At 63.8% G+C, this 16,348-nt stretch carries 17 protein-coding genes; 10 read left to right on the plus strand and 7 right to left on the minus strand.

The features are described from left to right. Positions 1 to 34: 34 nt before the first annotated feature. The 8 genes from L0V05_RS10090 to L0V05_RS10125 all read left to right on the plus strand — a co-directional run bounded on the left by L0V05_RS10090 (position 35) and on the right by L0V05_RS10125 (position 7,713). Positions 35 to 1,030, plus strand: a complete 996-nt coding sequence (locus L0V05_RS10090; RefSeq protein ID WP_234870045.1) for a BMP family lipoprotein — start codon at positions 35 to 37, stop codon at positions 1,028 to 1,030. Between the two features lies 1 nt (position 1,031). Next, positions 1,032 to 2,612 carry an ABC transporter ATP-binding protein gene (locus L0V05_RS10095; RefSeq protein WP_234870046.1) on the plus strand — a complete coding sequence of 527 codons (1,581 nt, stop codon included), beginning with the start codon at positions 1,032 to 1,034 and terminating at the stop codon, positions 2,610 to 2,612. Between the two features lie 61 nt (positions 2,613 to 2,673). Continuing rightward, on the plus strand, positions 2,674 to 3,768 hold the full coding sequence (locus L0V05_RS10100) for an ABC transporter permease (RefSeq protein ID WP_234870048.1): 1,095 nt from the start codon (positions 2,674 to 2,676) through the stop codon (positions 3,766 to 3,768). Next, positions 3,768 to 4,736, plus strand: a complete 969-nt coding sequence (locus L0V05_RS10105) for an ABC transporter permease (protein WP_234870050.1) — start codon at positions 3,768 to 3,770, stop codon at positions 4,734 to 4,736. The genes L0V05_RS10100 and L0V05_RS10105 overlap by 1 nt, the downstream gene beginning before the upstream one ends. After that, positions 4,736 to 5,098, plus strand: a complete 363-nt coding sequence (locus L0V05_RS10110) for a hypothetical protein (protein WP_234870052.1) — start codon at positions 4,736 to 4,738, stop codon at positions 5,096 to 5,098. Before L0V05_RS10105 ends, L0V05_RS10110 begins: the two co-directional genes overlap by 1 nt. 2 nt (positions 5,099 to 5,100) lie before the next feature. After that, positions 5,101 to 5,904 carry a purine-nucleoside phosphorylase gene (locus tag L0V05_RS10115; protein WP_234870595.1) on the plus strand — a complete coding sequence of 268 codons (804 nt, stop codon included), beginning with the start codon at positions 5,101 to 5,103 and terminating at the stop codon, positions 5,902 to 5,904. A gap of 106 nt (positions 5,905 to 6,010) precedes the next feature. Next, positions 6,011 to 6,940, plus strand: a complete 930-nt coding sequence (locus tag L0V05_RS10120; RefSeq protein ID WP_234870054.1) for a sulfite exporter TauE/SafE family protein — start codon at positions 6,011 to 6,013, stop codon at positions 6,938 to 6,940. Beyond that, complete coding sequence (locus L0V05_RS10125; protein ID WP_234870056.1) at positions 6,937 to 7,713, plus strand: TIGR02186 family protein; 777 nt, start codon at positions 6,937 to 6,939, stop codon at positions 7,711 to 7,713. Before L0V05_RS10120 ends, L0V05_RS10125 begins: the two co-directional genes overlap by 4 nt. A 4-nt stretch (positions 7,714 to 7,717) precedes the next feature. Here the strand turns inward: L0V05_RS10125 and L0V05_RS10130 are convergent, their stop codons facing one another. From L0V05_RS10130 to L0V05_RS10160, 7 genes are all read right to left on the minus strand, one after another. Then, positions 7,718 to 7,954 (minus strand): Lrp/AsnC family transcriptional regulator, encoded by a 237-nt coding sequence (locus L0V05_RS10130; RefSeq protein WP_234870057.1) that lies wholly within the window; start codon positions 7,952 to 7,954, stop codon positions 7,718 to 7,720. 143 nt (positions 7,955 to 8,097) lie between these two features. After that, entirely contained in the window at positions 8,098 to 9,624 is a 1,527-nt protein-coding gene (locus L0V05_RS10135) for an ATP-dependent DNA helicase (protein WP_234870059.1), read from the minus strand. A 40-nt stretch (positions 9,625 to 9,664) separates the two neighbouring features. Next, the gene (locus L0V05_RS10140) at positions 9,665 to 9,856 is read right to left on the minus strand and encodes a hypothetical protein (RefSeq protein ID WP_234870060.1); all 192 of its coding nucleotides are present in this window, start codon (positions 9,854 to 9,856) and stop codon (positions 9,665 to 9,667) included. Between the two features lie 143 nt (positions 9,857 to 9,999). Then, positions 10,000 to 11,289 carry a crotonyl-CoA carboxylase/reductase gene (gene ccrA, locus L0V05_RS10145; protein ID WP_234870062.1) on the minus strand — a complete coding sequence of 430 codons (1,290 nt, stop codon included), beginning with the start codon at positions 11,287 to 11,289 and terminating at the stop codon, positions 10,000 to 10,002. A 116-nt stretch (positions 11,290 to 11,405) separates the two neighbouring features. After that, the gene (locus L0V05_RS10150; protein WP_234870064.1) at positions 11,406 to 12,803 is read right to left on the minus strand and encodes a 1-acyl-sn-glycerol-3-phosphate acyltransferase; all 1,398 of its coding nucleotides are present in this window, start codon (positions 12,801 to 12,803) and stop codon (positions 11,406 to 11,408) included. A 45-nt stretch (positions 12,804 to 12,848) separates the two neighbouring features. Then, complete coding sequence (locus tag L0V05_RS10155) at positions 12,849 to 13,274, minus strand: hypothetical protein (protein ID WP_234870066.1); 426 nt, start codon at positions 13,272 to 13,274, stop codon at positions 12,849 to 12,851. A gap of 90 nt (positions 13,275 to 13,364) precedes the next feature. Beyond that, a complete protein-coding gene (locus tag L0V05_RS10160) occupies positions 13,365 to 13,697 on the minus strand; it encodes a hypothetical protein (protein WP_234870068.1) in 333 nt (110 codons plus the stop codon). 215 nt (positions 13,698 to 13,912) lie between these two features. Here L0V05_RS10160 and L0V05_RS10165 point away from each other — a divergent pair, with 215 nt between their 5' ends. Together L0V05_RS10165 and L0V05_RS10170 are read left to right on the plus strand one after the other, a co-directional pair. Then, positions 13,913 to 15,880, plus strand: a complete 1,968-nt coding sequence (locus tag L0V05_RS10165) for a protein meaA (RefSeq protein WP_234870070.1) — start codon at positions 13,913 to 13,915, stop codon at positions 15,878 to 15,880. Between the two features lie 75 nt (positions 15,881 to 15,955). Further along, the gene (locus tag L0V05_RS10170; protein ID WP_234870071.1) at positions 15,956 to 16,315 is read left to right on the plus strand and encodes a DUF1127 domain-containing protein; all 360 of its coding nucleotides are present in this window, start codon (positions 15,956 to 15,958) and stop codon (positions 16,313 to 16,315) included. The last annotated feature ends 33 nt before the right edge of the window (positions 16,316 to 16,348 follow it).

Raw genomic sequence — 16,348 nt, forward strand, 5'->3', positions numbered from 1 at the left:
GTCGACGGCAAGAATTATCAACCGGGAGAGATCCATGACCCTTATGAAAACGCTTCTCGGCGCGGCAGCGACGCTTGCGCTTACGGCAGGTGTGTCGCTTGCCGATCCGGCCATCATTTTCGACCTGGGCGGCAAGTTCGACAAATCCTTCAACGAAGCCGCCTTCAACGGCGCGCAGCGTTGGGCGCAGGAAACCGGCGGCACCTTCAAGGAGCTCGAGATGCAGTCGGAAGCGCAGCGCGAGCAGGCGCTTCGACGTCTGGCGGAATCGGGCGCCAACCCGGTCGTGATGACCGGTTTTGCCTTCGGGGACGTGCTGAACAAGGTCGCTCCGGACTTCCCGGAAACCAAGTTCGCAATCGTCGACATGGTCGTCGAGCAGCCGAACGTGCGTTCGGTGGTCTTTACCGAAAACGAAGGCAGCTATCTGGTCGGCATGCTGGCCGCGCAGGCCTCCAAGACTGGCACGGTCGGCTTTATCGGCGGCATGGACATCCCGCTGATCCGCAAGTTTGCCTGCGGCTATGCCGAGGGCGTGAAGGCGGTGAACCCGGATGCCAAGATCGTCGTGAACTTCACCGGAACCACCCCGGCCGCCTGGAACGACCCGGTCAAGGGCGCAGAGTTGGCGAAGGGCCAGAAGGCGCAGGGCGCTGACGTGATCTATGCCGCTGCCGGCGGGACCGGCATCGGTGTGCTTCAAGCCGCCGCTGACGAAGGCATCCTGTCGATCGGCGTCGACAGCAACCAGAACTACCTGCACCCGGGCAAGGTGCTGACCTCGATGCTGAAGCGCGTCGACAACGCCGTCTACGAGGCCTTCAAGGAAGGCACCGAGCTGAAGACGGGCATCGTGGTGATGGACCTCAAGGCTGAAGGTGTCGGCTATGCGCTGGACGACAACAACCGTCCGCTCATCACCGCCGACATGGAAGCCGCTGTCAACGCAGCGGCCGGCAAGATCAAGGCAGGCGAGCTGAAGGTCCACGACTACATGACGGACGACAGCTGCCCGGCGCTCAAGTTCTGAGATGACCGCTGACATGGGCGGGGGGCGGCCGACATCGGCCGCCCCGTCTTCCAGGCCCTTCGCCATCGAGCTGAAGGGCATCTCGAAGTCCTTTGGCCCGGTTCAGGCCAACAAGGACATCAACATCGCTGTGCCGAAGGGCACCATCCACGGGATCATCGGCGAAAACGGAGCGGGGAAATCCACGCTCATGTCGATCCTCTACGGCTTCTACAAGGCCGATGCGGGCGAGATCTTCGTAAATGGCAATCTGACCGCCATACCCGACAGCCAGAGCGCCATCCGCGCCGGCATCGGCATGGTGTTCCAGCATTTCAAGCTGGTTCAGAATTTCACCGTGCTCGAGAACGTGGTTCTCGGCGCGGAAGACGGCGCCCTGCTGCGCCCGTCGCTGGCCAAGGCGCGCAAGTCGCTGCAGGATCTGGCGCAGGAATACGAGCTTGACGTCGATCCCGATGCCCTGGTCGAGGACCTGTCGGTCGGCCACCAGCAACGGGTCGAGATCCTCAAGGCGCTCTACCGTCAGGCCGAGATCCTGATCCTCGACGAGCCGACCGGCGTGCTGACGCCCGCCGAGGCCGATCACCTGTTCCGCATCCTCAAGGGTCTGCGCGACCAGGGCAAGACGGTGATCCTCATCACCCACAAGCTGCGTGAGATCATGGAGGCGACCGACAATGTCAGCGTCATGCGGCGCGGCACAATGGTCGGCACGGTGAAGACGGCCCAGACCTCGCCCGAGGAACTGGCCGAACTGATGGTTGGCCGCAAGGTGCTGCTCGAGGTCGAGAAGAAACCCGCGCATCCCGGGAAGGTCGTCCTTTCGGTTCAGGACCTGCGCGTCAAGGACGAGATCGGGGTCGAGCGGCTGAAGGGCGTGAGCTTCGAGATCCGCGCCGGCGAGATTCTTGGCATCGCGGGGGTTGCGGGCAACGGCCAGTCCGAACTGCTCGCTGCTCTGGGGGGCATTCAGCGGGCAGCGGGCACGGTCACGATGAACGGCGCCGTCCTGCCATTGGTCGGGGCTGATGCCAATGGCCGCGCCCGGCGCGAGGCTGGCATCGGACACGTGCCAGAAGACCGGCAGACCCTCGGCCTTATCATGGACTTCACCGCCTGGGAGAACGTCGCCTTCGGCTATCACAATGAGCCGAAGTACCAGAAGAACTCGCTTCTGATGGACAACGACGCGATCCGGGCGGACACGGAAAAAAAGATGGCCACCTTCGACGTGCGCCCTCCGATCCCGACATTGGCCGCCAAGAATTTCTCGGGCGGCAACCAGCAGAAGATCGTGGTCGCGCGTGAGATCGAAAGTGATCCGGACCTGCTGCTGATCGGCCAGCCGACGCGCGGAGTCGACATCGGCGCGATCGAGTTCATCCACAAGCAGATCGTCGCCCTGCGCGACGCGGGAAAGGCGATCCTTCTGGTGTCGGTCGAACTGGACGAAATCATGAGCCTGTCCGACCGTATCGCCGTGATGTTCGACGGGCGCATCATGGGCTTCCGCGACCCGGAGACGACCAATGAGCGGGAACTTGGCCTCCTGATGGCCGGCGTGTCGGGGGACGCGGCATGAGCGCACGAACTTTCCACGAGATCCCGGAAATTTCGCAGAAATTTCGGGAAAGGGGCGACGCATGACCAAGCTTCCAACCTGGGCCGATGTCGTGCTGGTGCCGCTCATCAGTCTGGCACTGGCCGCCATCATCTCGGCTTTCGTGCTGCTCGGTATCGGACAAAGCCCGACCGAGGCCTTCTGGGTCATGGTCGATGGCGCGCTCGGCTCGGCCTATGGCTGGGGCTATACGCTCTACTACGCGACGAGCTTCATCTTCACCGGCCTCGCGGTGACAGTGGCCTTCCACGGCAGCCTGTTCAACATCGGCGGTGAAGGACAGGCCCAGTTGGGTGGTCTCGGTGTCGCTCTCGTCTGCCTGGCGCTGCCCTGGCCGCACTGGACGATGGCGCTGCCGGCGGCGATGGTCGGCGCGGCCCTGTTCGGGGCTGCCTGGGCGGCGATCCCTGCCTTGCTGCAGGCCAAGCGCGGCAGCCATATCGTGATCACCACGATCATGTTCAACTACATCGCGTCGGCGCTGCTGATCTACCTGCTGGTCAACGTGCTGCGCCCCGCCGGCCAGATGGATCCGGCGACGGCGAATTTCCCGCCCGGCACGCATCTGCCGACGCTGAACGAGATCCCGATCCTGAACCTGATCTTCACCAAGAAGGTCCCGGCGAACATCTCGCTCTTCGTTGCGCTGATCTGCTGCTGGCTTGTCTGGCTGCTGATGTGGCGGACGCGCCTCGGCTACGAGATCCGCGCCTTCGGCAAGTCGGAAAAGGCCGCGACCTATGCTGGGATTTCCTCATTCAAGATCATCATGATCGCCATGCTGATCTCGGGTGCGCTGTCCGGGCTTATGGCGATCAACAACGTCATGGGGGAAAGCGGGCGCCTCGTGCAGAACGCCTCGGAAGGCGCGGGTTTCATCGGGATCGCGGTGGCGCTGATGGGACGAAACCACCCGTTGGGCGTCTTGCTCGCGGCGATCCTGTTCGGCTTCCTCTACCAGGGCGGGGCGGAGTTGGGCCTCTGGACCACAATCCCGATCGAGTTGCGAACCGTCGTGCAGGGCCTGGTGATCCTGTTTACCGGCGCGCTGGACCAGATGGTGCGGATGATGCTGGGCGTGTTCTTCCGCCCCCGCCCGCAGGCGAGGGCAGCGTGATGGACTACGCGACGCTCCTGCAGGTTCTCGACACGACGCTGCGACTGGCGACGCCCCTGCTTCTGGCCTGCCTTGCCGGCCTTTACTCCGAACGGGCCGGCATCTTCGACATCGGCCTTGAAGGCAAGATGCTGATGGCCGCGATGTCGGCCGGAGCGGTGGCCTATCTGACCGGCTCTGTCTGGCTCGGGCTTCTGGCGGCGATCGTCGGATCGCTCCTCTTCGCGGCGGTGCATGGCCTGGCCTCGATCACCTTCCGTGGCAACCAGCTCATCTCGGGCGTGGCGTTGAACTTCGTGGCCTCGGGCATCACCGTGCTTATCGCGCAGTCGCTGTTCGGCCAGGGCGGTCGGACACCGCCGCTGGAGGGTGCGGCGCGTTTCAACCCGATCAAACTGCCGCTGGCAGACGAGCTGGCGGGGGTGCCGATCATCGGCCCCTTCTATGCCGAGGTCGTTTCTGGCCACACCTTCCTTGTCTATGTAGGCCTGCTGATGGTGCCGCTGAGCTGGTGGGTGCTTTACCGGACGCGGTTTGGCCTGCGCCTGCGCGCAGTGGGCGAGAACCCGGCCTCGGTCGATACCGCAGGCATTTCGGTCGTGCGACTGCGCTACACCGCTGTCGCCATCACCGGAATCCTCTGCGGCCTCGCAGGGGCCTATATGTCGACAGGCCTGCAAGCTGGCTTCGGCAAGGAGATGACCGCGGGCCGCGGCTACATCGCACTGGCCGCGCTGATCTTCGCTAAGTGGAGGCCCTGGTACTGCCTCTGGGCGACGCTGCTCTTCGGCTTCTTCCAGGCCATCGCGCTGCGTCCCGACGTGATCGAGAATACCATCGGCATCTCGATCCCGGTTCCGGCACTCGACGCCCTGCCCTACATCCTGACCGTTGTCGTCCTCGCCGGCCTTGTCGGCAAGGCGATCCCGCCCCGGGCGGGCGGAGAGCCCTACGTCAAGGAACGGTGATGCGAAGGCTCGCCGCGGGCCTTATCTGCCTCGTGCTGGTGCCGCCCGCCTCGGCAGAGGAAACCCCGCGCACGGCGGAATGGGTCGTGCAGGAGTCCTGGGCCGGGGGCCATATCGGGACCAATCCCCGCAATCTCGAGGGCATCCTGTTCAGGATGGAGGATGGCACGATGCTGCCGGTCATCTGGGACGAGGCTGCCGGGCCGAAGGAAGTCCTCAAGGGCTGCGATTTCTTCATCGGCGGCGGCGGTCATCCCTGCCGTGCCATTCTGCGGGCCGGCGCGGTCAGGGATGGAAAGCGGCTGGTGATGATCGTGTACCGCGTGCAATCCATCGAACCGCCCGCCTGGATAAGAGAATGACCATGACCGATGCCGCCAGCCTGACCCGCCTGATCCAATCCCGTGCCGGGGCCGAGCCCGTGAAGCTGGGCCTGATCCTCGGATCGGGTCTTGGCCATCTGGCTGAAACCGTCAGCGGCGTTGCCATCGATTATGCCGATTTGCCTGGCTTTCCTCATGCGGGCGTCTCCGGCCACTATCCGAAGCTGGTGATTGGCGATCTGGAAGGCGTACGTGTCGCCGTGTTCGGAGGACGCGCCCATTACTATGAAAGCGGCGACCCCGCAGTGATGCGCCTGCCGCTGGAAGTGCTGTCGGGTCTGGGAGCCGAGGCCCTGATTGCCACGAATGCGGCCGGGTCGCTGCGCCCCGACATCCGGCCTGGCGACGTGATGCTTCTGTCGGATCACATCAATTTCTCGGGGCTGAACCCGCTGATCGGCGAACCGACCGACCGCCGTTTCGTACCGATGACCGACGCCCATGATCCCAGACTGCGCACGCGGCTGAAAGCGGCGGCCGAGGCGGAAGGCATTGCCCTGCCCGAGGGTGTCTATGCCTGGTATTCCGGCCCCTCTTTCGAAACCCCGGCCGAGATCCGTGCCATCCGCATTCTGGGCGCCGATGCAGTCGGCATGTCCACCGTGCCCGAGATCATCCTTGCCCGCTTCCTCGGGCTGAATGCTGCGGCGATCTCGACCATCACCAACATGGCCGCCGGCCTTTCGGATGAAAAGATCAGCCACGAACATACCAAGGCCATGGCCCCCCTTGGTGCCGCGAAGCTCGAACGGTTGATCCGCAAGATGCTGCGCGACCTCGACTGAGTCATTTCCGCAAGCCCCTGCAAGAAAGCGTTACTGCGGGGAGCAGGCGGTTTGACAATGCCCGACGGCAGGGATTGAGTAGAGAAAATCCTTCCAGCGCCAAAAGATGCAGATTTACCTGCCCATCGCCGAAGTTTCGGTCAACGCCTTCGTCCTTCTCGGGCTTGGCGGAATCGTGGGCTTCATGTCCGGCATGTTCGGCGTGGGTGGCGGGTTCCTCATCACGCCGCTGCTGTTCTTCATCGGTATCCCTCCCCCCATCGCCGTGGCCACGGGCGCGAACCAGGTTGTCGCCTCCTCGATCTCGGGCGTGCTGGCACACCTGAGGCGCCGGACCGTCGATTTCCGCATGGGGATCGTGCTTACGATCAGCGGCCTCGTCGGTTCGACGATCGGCATCTACGTCTTCTCGTTGCTCAGTTCCCTCGGGCAGGTCGATCTCTTGATCCAGCTGTCCTATGTCGTGTTCCTGGGCTTCATCGGCCTGCTGATGCTGCAGGAAAGCCTGCGGGCGCTGAACCGCAGCCGCAAGATGGCCAAGGCCGGGGCGACAGTTCCGCGGCGGGCGCACGAGCATCTGCTGGTCCACCGTCTGCCGCTGAAGATGAAGTTCCGGACCTCGGGCCTCTACATCAGCGTGATCCCCCCGATCGCGGTCGGAGCCTTCGTCGGCTTCCTTTCGGCAGTCATGGGGGTTGGCGGCGGGTTCATCATGGTCCCGGCGATGATCTATCTGCTCGGCATGCCGACAAAGGTCGTGGTGGGGACGTCGCTGTTCCAGATCATCTTCACCTCGGCCTATACGACCGTAGCCCATGCGACGACCAGTTTCTCGGTCGACATGGCACTGGCGCTTCTGCTGATCGTCGGGGGCGTGATCGGCGCTCAGCTTGGCGCGCAGGTGGCGCTGCGACTGAAGGCAGAGCAGCTGCGCATCCTGCTGGCGCTGCTGGTTCTTGCCGTCGCGGCCAAGATTGCACTTGAGCTCGTCCTCACTCCCACCGAGTTCTATTCGCTGTCGGTGCCACGGTCATGAGGCTCCGCCCCCTTCTCCTTGCGCTCGCCCTGATCGCTCCGCTGCCCTCCAATGCTCAGGGCGACGGCGAAACTGTGGTGGCGGGGCTGAGCCAGAACGAGGTCTCGATCACTGCGCGCTTCTCGGGCTCCGAGATCATGGTCTATGGCGCGGTCAAGCGCGACGCGCCTCCGCCCGCCTCGCCGGCGCTCGATGTGATCGTTACGGTCGAAGGCCCGCTGACCCCGGTCGTCGTGCGCAAGAAAAACCGCCGCTACGGGCTGTGGATCAATACCGAGTCAGTCGAGATCGACGCCGCGCCCAGCTTTTACGCCGTCGCGACGACCGGCCTCCTGCGCGATGTCCTGTCCGACACCGACGACCTGCGCTACAAGGTGACCATTCCCCGTGCCATCCGCGCCGTGGGAATCGCCGGCGAGGCCGAGGACGCTTCGAGCTTCACCGATGCGCTGATCCGGGTGAGGGCGGAACAGGGTGCCTACATCCTGAACCAGAACGCGGTCAGCCTGACTCAGGAAACCCTGATCCGCACCGATGTCGCCCTGCCGGCCAACCTTATCGAGGGCATCTACAAGGTCCGCATCTTTCTGACGCGCGGCGGGCGTGTCATCGACGTCAGCGAGAACGAGATCGACGTGCGCAAGGAAGGTCTCGAACGCTGGCTGACCAACCTCGCCCATAACCAGCCGCTGGCCTATGGCCTTCTGTCGCTGGCCATCGCGGCGCTGGCCGGATGGGCCGCCTCCGAGGCGTTCCGCGTCCGCCGCACCTGAATGCTCAGAAGGCCTTGAAGGTCATGGTCGTGAGCGTGCGCACGACGCCCGGAATGTCGAACAGCCGTTCGTTCAGATAGCGGCCCACATCCTCTTCCTCGGGGATGTAGACCTTGGCGATGAGATCGTATTCGCCCGAGGTCGAGTAAAGCTCCGACACGAGTTCGCGGTCATAAATCGCGTCGGCGACCTCATAGGTCTTGCCGGGTGCGCAGCGGAACTGGACGAAGACGCAGTGCATGAAGGAATCCTTCTCGGGTGACGCCACGGAGAATAGTCGGCTTCAGTCTCTAGCGGAAGCGATGCAGGGGGCTTTACGTCCCATCGACTCTGCGGGGCTCTCTCCCGAGGATACTTCGAAACAGAAGAAGCTGGCAGTGTGTCTCATTCTGCCTCGGCCTCGAGTGCCAGCGGCGCGGCCCGTGTCGGCAGGTCGTCGGTCGAAAGCGCGCGCTGCGGCATGGCAAGACGGTTGCGCACGACCCAGTGCAAGCGGTGCTCGGCGCGGGTGATCGCCACATAGGCCAGGCGCTTCCACAGCGGCAGGCCCGCCTCCATCCGTCCGGATTGCGCCGCGGCGTAGAGGTCAGGCGCAAAGACCTGGACCTCTTCCCATTGCGAGCCCTGCGCCTTGTGAATCGTCACCGCGGCGCCGTGCAGGAAGGCCGCGCCCATCGTGGCGGCATGGGGGATGAAGGGCTCTTCCTCGTCGGGCTTCTCGATCTTGATGATCGCCGCGGCCGAGAGCTGCGGCTCTTCGGCGCCAATCACGTGCAGCTTGGCAAAGCCGCTGCGGTTGCCTGCGCCAAGGTAGATGACCTGGGCCCCCTTGATGAGGCCGCGCGCCTCGAGGTCGATGCGCTTCTTGCGGTGCTTCAGCGGAAGTTCGATCCCGTCGCAGATAAGGGGCTCGCCGGGCAGAAGTTCGAAATCTGGCGCGCCATGGGCGGTCCGGAAGGCGGTGATGAGCCGCACGCGTGTTGCGTTGCGCCAGACAAGAACCGGCGAGCGTGCCATCAGGTCGGAGTCGACCCTTTGCGCCAGCACCACACGGTCGTCATGCCGAGCCACCTCCTCGACCATCCGCTCGAAATCCTCGAAGCTCAGTGCCGGGTCGGCGAGCGCATGGGCCAGGTCGAGGATAGGATTGCCCTCGACCTGCCGGTGGATGCGATCGAGGATCAGCTTTCGGGTGTCGCCGAGCTTGTTGAACACCATCTCGCCTGATTGGCCGACCGGGGCCAACTGCGCCGGGTCGCCAAACAGCACCAGTGTCGGGAAGATCTCGCGCAGGTCATCGAACTGGCGTTCGTCGAGCATCGAGCTTTCATCGACAAAACCGATGTCGAGTGGTTCTTCCCGCCGCTTCCAGCCCTTGATAAAGTCGCTGCCCCTCAGCCCCGCCGCCGCCAGCGCGCCTGGGATCGAGGGCAGGCTGTCGTAGAATGCCTTGGCTCGATCAAGCTGCGTCTCGGTCAGGCCTTCGACCACGGGACGCGTGGCCTGACCAGCCAGCCAGTCGGCGATCTTCTCGTATTGCGGGTCATAGACCGGGGTATAGAGGATGCGGTGGATCGTGGTGGCCGGAACCCCCCGCATGCGCAGGACCGACGCGGCCTTGTTCGTGGGGGCCAGGATGGCAAGGGTTCGACGATCCTTGCGGCGGCGCCCCTCGTAATCACCCGTGACGATCTCGACCCCGGCTGACTTTAGGGCGTGGTAGAGGCTTGCGAGCAGCATGGTCTTTCCCGACCCGGCCTTGCCCAGAACGGCGAGGACAGAGGCCTTGCCATCGGCCTGCGGGGTCAGCGTGCCCTCGACCAGATCGACACCCATGCCGCGAAGCTGGTCAGCGACGCGATCCCAGGCCTCGGCCTGGTCGTCGGAAAAGGTCAGCGCGGGGGCCTGCATGGCGCGGACCTTAGACGCTGCCGAAGAGCAGTGCCAGCGGTCAGTTTGGACGGGACCGATGCGGCTGAACCTCGCCGTCTTCTTCTTCCCGATCGGGGCGGCGGGTCGTGGCAAGCTCTCGCCTTGCAATCCTCATCGCCTCTTCGACCTTGCCGGCCAGGCCCGGCATGTCGTTGGACAAGGCATAGAGACGAAGGTCTGCCAATACGTCAAAAATCCAATCGTGAGCCATGTGAAACGACCCGAGCAAAAAACCAACTCGGAAAATCATAACACAAATTCAAAGGATTTTATTGTTCGTAGCCAAGCAACAGACCGTTGTCGGGCCCTAAACAACGAACCCCGGCGCCCAGATTGGGCGCCGGGGCTGGAATTTCAGCGCTGCCCGGCGTCCAGCGCGTCTTCGAAGGTGCGCAGGCCGGTCCGCGGAGCTTGCACCAGCACCGCCATGTTCCCCGGCTTGTGCTGGTTCTTGTACATCTTGGTATGGGCCTGCGGGATCTCGTTCCAGGCGAAGACCTCCGACATGCAGGGGTCGAGACGGCGTTCGCACATCAGCCGGTTGGCCGCCGCGGCCTGCTTGAGATGGGCGAAGTGGCTGCCCTGCAGGCGCTTCTGGTGCATCCACATGTAGCGCACGTCGAAGGTGCAGTTGAAGCCGGTCGTCCCGGCGCAGATCACCACCATGCCGCCCTTCTTGCAGACCAGCGACGAGACCGGGAAGGTCGCCTCGCCCGGATGCTCGAACACCATGTCGACGTTCACGCCCTTGCCGGTGATGTCCCAGATCGCCTTTCCGAACTTGCGGGCTTCCTTCAGCCACTCGTTGTATTCGGCCGAGTTGACCTTGGGCAGCTGCCCCCAGCACTTGAACTCCTTGCGGTTGATGACGCCCTTCGCGCCCAGCCCCATCACGAAGTCGCGCTTGTCCTCTTCGCTGATGACGCCGATCGCGTTCGCGCCCGCGGTGTTGATGAGCTGGATCGCATAGGAGCCAAGGCCGCCCGAGGCACCCCAGACCAGCACGTTCTGGCCCGGCTGCAGGTCATGCGGCGGATGGCCGAAAAGCATCCGGTAGGCGGTAGCAAGCGTCAGCGTGTAGCAGGCCGACTCTTCCCAGGTCAGGTGCTTCGGCCGCGGCATCAACTGCTGGGCCTGCACGCGGGTGAACTGGGCAAAGGAACCGTCCGGCGTCTCATAACCCCAGATGCGCTGCGTCGGGCTGAACATCGGGTCGCCGCCGTTGCACTCCTCGTCGTCACCATCGTCCTGGTTGCAGTGAATGACCACCTCGTCGCCGACCTTCCAGCGCTTGACCTTGTCGCCCACCGCCCAGACGATCCCCGACGCGTCCGAGCCGGCGATGTGATAGGGCTGCTTGTGGCCGTCGAACGGGCTGATCGGCTGGCCGAGGCCAGCCCAAACGCCATTGTAGTTCACGCCAGCGGCCATAACGAGCACAAGGACCTCGTGGCTGTCGATCTTCCAGGTATCGACCACCTCGACCTGCATGGCCTTTTCAGGCTCGCCATGCCGCTCGCGCCGGATCGCCCAGGCGTACATTTTCGGCGGCACGTAGCCGAGCGGAGGCATCTCTCCAATCTCGTAGAGGTCTTTCTGCGGCGCGTCGTAAGTTGCGATGCCTTCTTGCGCGTCCAATGCCATCACTTTGCTCTCCCTCGGGAAACCTGTGCCGCGACGCAGAATCGCACCGCTTTCTGGGGAGAGAATTAGAATCGAGGAAGCAATATCGCAATAGGTTTAAGATCAATTTTGTAATTTTATGTCTGCGGCGTTGCAGCAACGCGCTCGAGCATCTGCAGGATCGGGCTGGCGTAGTAGGCCAGAAGCGCTTCCTTGCCGGGGGCCGGACAGAGCGCGTTTTCCAGCTCCAGGATCATGTCGCGCTGGATCAGAGCGCCCAACCCTTCGACAATCGCACCAAGTGCGCCCCCCTCCGGCAGTTCAAGCGGCTGGCCCGCAGCCTCCAGCCGCTCGACAATATCTGCCACCCGCCCCGGCAATTCGGCGCGGGGCACAGGCGAGGTCCCGATGGCCGCGGCGACCAGCGGCACGGGCAGGACGGGCACGCTTTTCTGAACCTCTTCCATGAGTCGCACGCCAAGTCCGACAGTTACCCGCTCGAACGAAAGTCCCTCAGTCCTGTCGCCCACGAATTCGCGAAGGCTGAGCGGGGCGCCAAAGGCCACGGTGGCCGTGCCAAAGCCCGGAAAGCGTCCGGTCAGCTTGCGCCAGATCATGCGCCAGATGAAACCGAGGATCGCCAGAGGCCGGGCACGAAACCGCCTGATGCCTGTCTGATGTGCCTCGGTCAGCAGGCGATCCTCCAGCACCCGGTCATAGGCCAGCCCCACCGGCACGAAGACGACATCGCGCGACGGCTCGTGCTCGAAGCCCTGCACCATGTAGGACAAAAGCCCAAGTTTGGCTGCGCCAACCCGTCCATCCAGAGAGAGGCCCCCTTCCGGGAAGATTGCCTGCGTCGTTCCTTCGGCGGTGGCCATCTGCACATAGCGCGCCAGGACCTGACGATAGAGATGGTTGCGTGAATTGCGGCGGATAAAGTAGGCGCCGGTCGACCGGATCAGCGCCGACAGGGGCCAGATGCGCGCCCATTCGCCCACGGCGTAGGAAATGGCAGAGCGGTCTGCAACCAGCCACGTGACCAGCACGTAATCCATGTTGCTGCGGTGGTTCATGACGAAGACCACCGTCGCGCGCGGATCGATCTCGGCGATCGCGTCATCGACCTTGCCCACCTTGACCCGGTAGAAGAGCTGGCTCAGCCAGCGCGCCGCCGAGGTGGCGAAGCCGAAATAGAGCGTGGCCGAAAATGCGGGCGCAATCTCGCGCGCGTAGCTGCGCGCCTCGTCGAAGACGACGTTCTCGGGCTTGCCGGTCTCGGTCGCCTCCTCGACGACCGCAGCCATGACCTTGGGATCGTAGGCAAGGCGTACGACAACATCCTGCCTCCGCATGAACTTGAAGGGAGAGATCGGCCGCACCAGCCGGGCATTCAGCCGGGCAACGGCCCGTTCCATCCTCCGGCGGAAGAACCAGCGCACCGAAGGGAACAGGAAATGCGACAGGAATGCCACCGCCGCGAAGGCGACGATCAGCACGAACAGCCACAGCGGCAGCTCAACGGTTGAGAACATGGCCCCCGTCTCGGTGGGCCGCGGGGCTGGCGGAGGGGAAGCCCGTCACTGGAAAGCCAGCGTCGCCATGAGCACGATCAGTGCGAACATGCCCATCCCGACCCTGCCCAGCACCGGCCCGCGCGCTGCAGCCGCCATATCCCCTGCCCGCGCTCTTGCGCCGTTGCGGACAGTGTAGATCACAAGCGCGATCAGGAGGACCACGAGCAGCATCTTGGCCCAGAAAGTGGCCGGCATTTCCGCCGCATCGTAGCGCGCCCAGACAAGGAAAAGCCCGGAAACGATCAGCACTCCGATTGCCGCGCGCCCCATCTTCGACAGCCTGTCGATGGTTCCGCCGAAGGAGGGCCGCGCCTCGGGCGGGCCCTGTAGCATCATCCGCCCCACGACGGGAATGCCGAAAGTCGCGCTTCCTCCGACACCAATGGCCAGAAAGTGCGACCAGAGCGCAATCTTCACCAACAGATCCATGAACCTCCCCCGCGGACATGGCCCACGGGGGTAGCCTTTCAAATTTCAGGCTGATTGGGAAGGCCCGGCGGCGTAGCGTGCATGCCTTAATCAGGGCTGATAGTAATAGTCGCCGATCTCGCAGACATTGACATTGCCGCGGGTCAGTTCGGTGCCATCCTCGAAGATCGCCCTAAAGTCGAACTCGCAATAGCCGTACTTGTTGTCGAAATTCATGTTCATCACGCCGCCCGGCGGCAGGGTCGAGGACCCCATGACGTCCTTGCCCCATTTGGGCGAGCCAGAGTTCGTCGAATAGAAGCGGTACAGCGTCAGGCCGGTTTCGTTGTGGATCCGGACATTGCGGTCGACAGCAAGAGCCGGAGAGGCAAGAGTGAGCGTTACAGCGACTGCCAGGGTGGCGCGCATGGCATTCTTCAGCATCAAATTCCCTCATTCTCTGTAAGTGCCGGAAATCCGCCGGCAGGAGGTAACGTCGTCGTGATCCGGGGCAAAATGATGGAGACTTGCGAATTTTTGCAAGACTTTGTGGCGGCGACCCGGCCGCGCCGCAGTGCAGCACATTTTGAGTTGACAGTTTATGTCGCCTGTGAATTCTTCCGTGAAAGAAAATTACGCGCCCGAATCCGGAGGCCCCGATGACCGCAGCCGCAAAGGAACAGCCCTGGCTCTTCCGCACCTATGCCGGCCATTCGACTGCTGCGGCCTCGAACGCACTCTACCGCACCAATCTTGCCAAGGGGCAGACGGGCCTTTCCGTCGCCTTCGACCTGCCGACACAAACCGGCTATGACAGCGACCACGAACTCGCCAGGGGCGAGGTCGGCAAGGTCGGCGTTCCGATCAGCCATCTGGGTGACATGCGGACCCTGTTCCAGGACATTCCACTGGAGCAGATGAACACCTCGATGACGATCAACGCGACCGCGCCGTGGCTGCTTGCGCTCTACATCGCTGTGGCCGAGGAACAGGGCGCAGACGTCGCCAAGCTGCAGGGCACCGTCCAGAACGACATCATCAAGGAATACCTGTCGCGCGGGACCTATATCTGCCCGCCGAAACCCAGCTTGCGCATGATCACCGATGTCGCGGCCTATACCGCGACCCACCTACCCAAGTGGAACCCAATGAACGTCTGCTCCTACCACCTGCAAGAGGCAGGCGCGACGCCCGAGCAGGAGTTGGCCTTTGCCCTCGCGACCGCCTGCGCGGTGCTCGATGATCTGAAAGGGAAAGTTCCGGGGGTAGATTTCCCCAACATGGTCGGCCGCATCTCGTTCTTCGTGAACGCGGGAATCCGCTTCGTGACCGAGATGTGCAAGATGCGGGCGTTCGTCGACCTTTGGGACGAGATCCTGCAGGAGCGCTATGGCATCACCGACGCCAAGTACCGCCGCTTCCGCTACGGCGTCCAGGTCAACTCGCTCGGCCTGACCGAGCAGCAGCCGGAAAACAACGTCTACCGCATCCTGCTCGAGATGCTGGCTGTCACTCTCTCGAAAAAGGCCCGCGCCCGCGCCGTCCAGCTTCCCGCCTGGAACGAGGCACTTGGCCTTCCGCGCCCGTGGGATCAGCAATGGTCGCTCCGGATGCAGCAGATCCTCGCCTACGAGACCGACCTTCTGGAATACGATGACCTGTTCGACGGCAATCCGGCCGTGGACCGCAAGGTTGCCGAACTGCAGGATGGCGCCCGCGCCGAGCTTGCCCAGATCGATGCGATGGGCGGCGCTGTGGCCGCGATCGAATACATGAAGTCGCGACTGGTGGAGTCGAACTCCGAACGCCTTGCCCGCATTGAAGCGAAAGAGACGGTCGTGGTCGGCGTCAACCGCTGGACCGAGGCGGCCCCCTCCCCTCTCACAGCCGGCGACGGCGCAATCATGGTTGTGGACGAGGCAGCGGAGCGTGACCAACTCGACCGCCTGACCTCCTGGCGTGCCGCGCGTGACGAAAGCAAGGTCAAGGCCGCGCTCGAAGCCGTCCGCCAAGCTGCCGCGTCTGGCGCCAACATCATGCCGCCCTCGATCGCCGCGGCCAAGGCCGGCGCGACCACCGGCGAATGGGGCGACGTGGTGCGCAAGGCCTTCGGCCAGTATCGCGGGCCGACCGGGGTCTCGAAGAACCCCTCGAACCGCACCGAGGGCCTCGACCCGATCCGCGAGGCGGTCGATGCCGTCTCGGCCAAGCTCGGCCGCAAGCTCAAGTTCCTCGTCGGCAAGCCCGGCCTCGACGGCCATTCGAACGGCGCCGAACAGATCGCCGCCCGCGCCCGCGACTGCGGCATGGACATCCATTACGAGGGCATCCGCCTGACCCCGGCCGAGATCGTCTCGGCCGCCGCCGACCAGCAGGCGCATGTCGTGGGCCTGTCGATCCTGTCGGGCAGCCACCTGCCGCTGATCGCCGAAGTCATGGACCGCATGCGCGCTTCGGGCCTATCGGATGTGCCAGTTGTCGTCGGTGGCATCATTCCTGAAGAGGATGCAGCCCAGCTTCGCGCCATGGGTGTCGCCGCCGTCTACACGCCGAAGGACTTCGAGTTGAACCGCATCATGCTCGACATCGTCGCATTGGTAGACGCCCGTCCCATCGCCGCTGAATGACTTGATCCGCGTCAAGGTCGGATCGCCTTCTTTCCGGTATCGCCCGCTTCGGGGGAACTGGAATGGAGAGAACCGGTGTTTGAACGCTTGCGCATGATGTTCGATCTCTGGCGCGACCAGCGCGAGATCGAAGCCCTGAGTGACCGCGAAGTCGAGGATCTGGGCGTGACCCGTGACCAGCTCCGCGCCTTTGCCCGTCTGCCGATGGATGTCCCCGAGCGGCTGACGGCGATGGCTGCCATATTTGGATTGTCCGAAGCCGACCTGAAGCAGAACTATGCGGACTACCTCGAGTTGCTAGAGGTGTGCGCCCATTGCGGCGCGCGACGCCAATGCGCCGAGACGCTGGACTCTTTCGCGACAGCCAGGCCTGAAGCCTGCGGTTTCTGTCCGAATGCGGGCACCTACGCCCAGAAGGCCGGCCTCGCCGCCTGACCGGCGCGAAACCGCGAAACTCTTTGTAGAAGT

This window comes from Alitabrizicola rongguiensis (assembly GCF_021491355.1).
Classification (GTDB): Bacteria; Pseudomonadota; Alphaproteobacteria; order Rhodobacterales; family Rhodobacteraceae; genus Aliitabrizicola; species Aliitabrizicola rongguiensis.

Excerpts from the sequence above, each read along its gene's own strand:
- L0V05_RS10090 (WP_234870045.1), top strand. The coding sequence starts at position 35 with ATGACCCTTATGAAAACGCTTCTCGGCGCGGCAGCGACGCTTGCGCTT.
- L0V05_RS10095 (WP_234870046.1), top strand. The coding sequence starts at position 1,032 with ATGACCGCTGACATGGGCGGGGGGCGGCCGACATCGGCCGCCCCGTCT.
- L0V05_RS10100 (WP_234870048.1), top strand. The coding sequence starts at position 2,674 with ATGACCAAGCTTCCAACCTGGGCCGATGTCGTGCTGGTGCCGCTCATC.
- L0V05_RS10105 (WP_234870050.1), top strand. The coding sequence starts at position 3,768 with ATGGACTACGCGACGCTCCTGCAGGTTCTCGACACGACGCTGCGACTG.
- L0V05_RS10110 (WP_234870052.1), top strand. The coding sequence starts at position 4,736 with ATGCGAAGGCTCGCCGCGGGCCTTATCTGCCTCGTGCTGGTGCCGCCC.
- L0V05_RS10115 (WP_234870595.1), top strand. The coding sequence starts at position 5,101 with ATGACCGATGCCGCCAGCCTGACCCGCCTGATCCAATCCCGTGCCGGG.
- L0V05_RS10120 (WP_234870054.1), top strand. The coding sequence starts at position 6,011 with ATGCAGATTTACCTGCCCATCGCCGAAGTTTCGGTCAACGCCTTCGTC.
- L0V05_RS10125 (WP_234870056.1), top strand. The coding sequence starts at position 6,937 with ATGAGGCTCCGCCCCCTTCTCCTTGCGCTCGCCCTGATCGCTCCGCTG.
- L0V05_RS10130 (WP_234870057.1), bottom strand. The coding sequence starts at position 7,954 with ATGCACTGCGTCTTCGTCCAGTTCCGCTGCGCACCCGGCAAGACCTAT.
- L0V05_RS10135 (WP_234870059.1), bottom strand. The coding sequence starts at position 9,624 with ATGCAGGCCCCCGCGCTGACCTTTTCCGACGACCAGGCCGAGGCCTGG.
- L0V05_RS10140 (WP_234870060.1), bottom strand. The coding sequence starts at position 9,856 with ATGGCTCACGATTGGATTTTTGACGTATTGGCAGACCTTCGTCTCTAT.
- ccrA (WP_234870062.1), bottom strand. The coding sequence starts at position 11,289 with ATGGCATTGGACGCGCAAGAAGGCATCGCAACTTACGACGCGCCGCAG.
- L0V05_RS10150 (WP_234870064.1), bottom strand. The coding sequence starts at position 12,803 with ATGTTCTCAACCGTTGAGCTGCCGCTGTGGCTGTTCGTGCTGATCGTC.
- L0V05_RS10155 (WP_234870066.1), bottom strand. The coding sequence starts at position 13,274 with ATGGATCTGTTGGTGAAGATTGCGCTCTGGTCGCACTTTCTGGCCATT.
- L0V05_RS10160 (WP_234870068.1), bottom strand. The coding sequence starts at position 13,697 with ATGCTGAAGAATGCCATGCGCGCCACCCTGGCAGTCGCTGTAACGCTC.
- L0V05_RS10165 (WP_234870070.1), top strand. The coding sequence starts at position 13,913 with ATGACCGCAGCCGCAAAGGAACAGCCCTGGCTCTTCCGCACCTATGCC.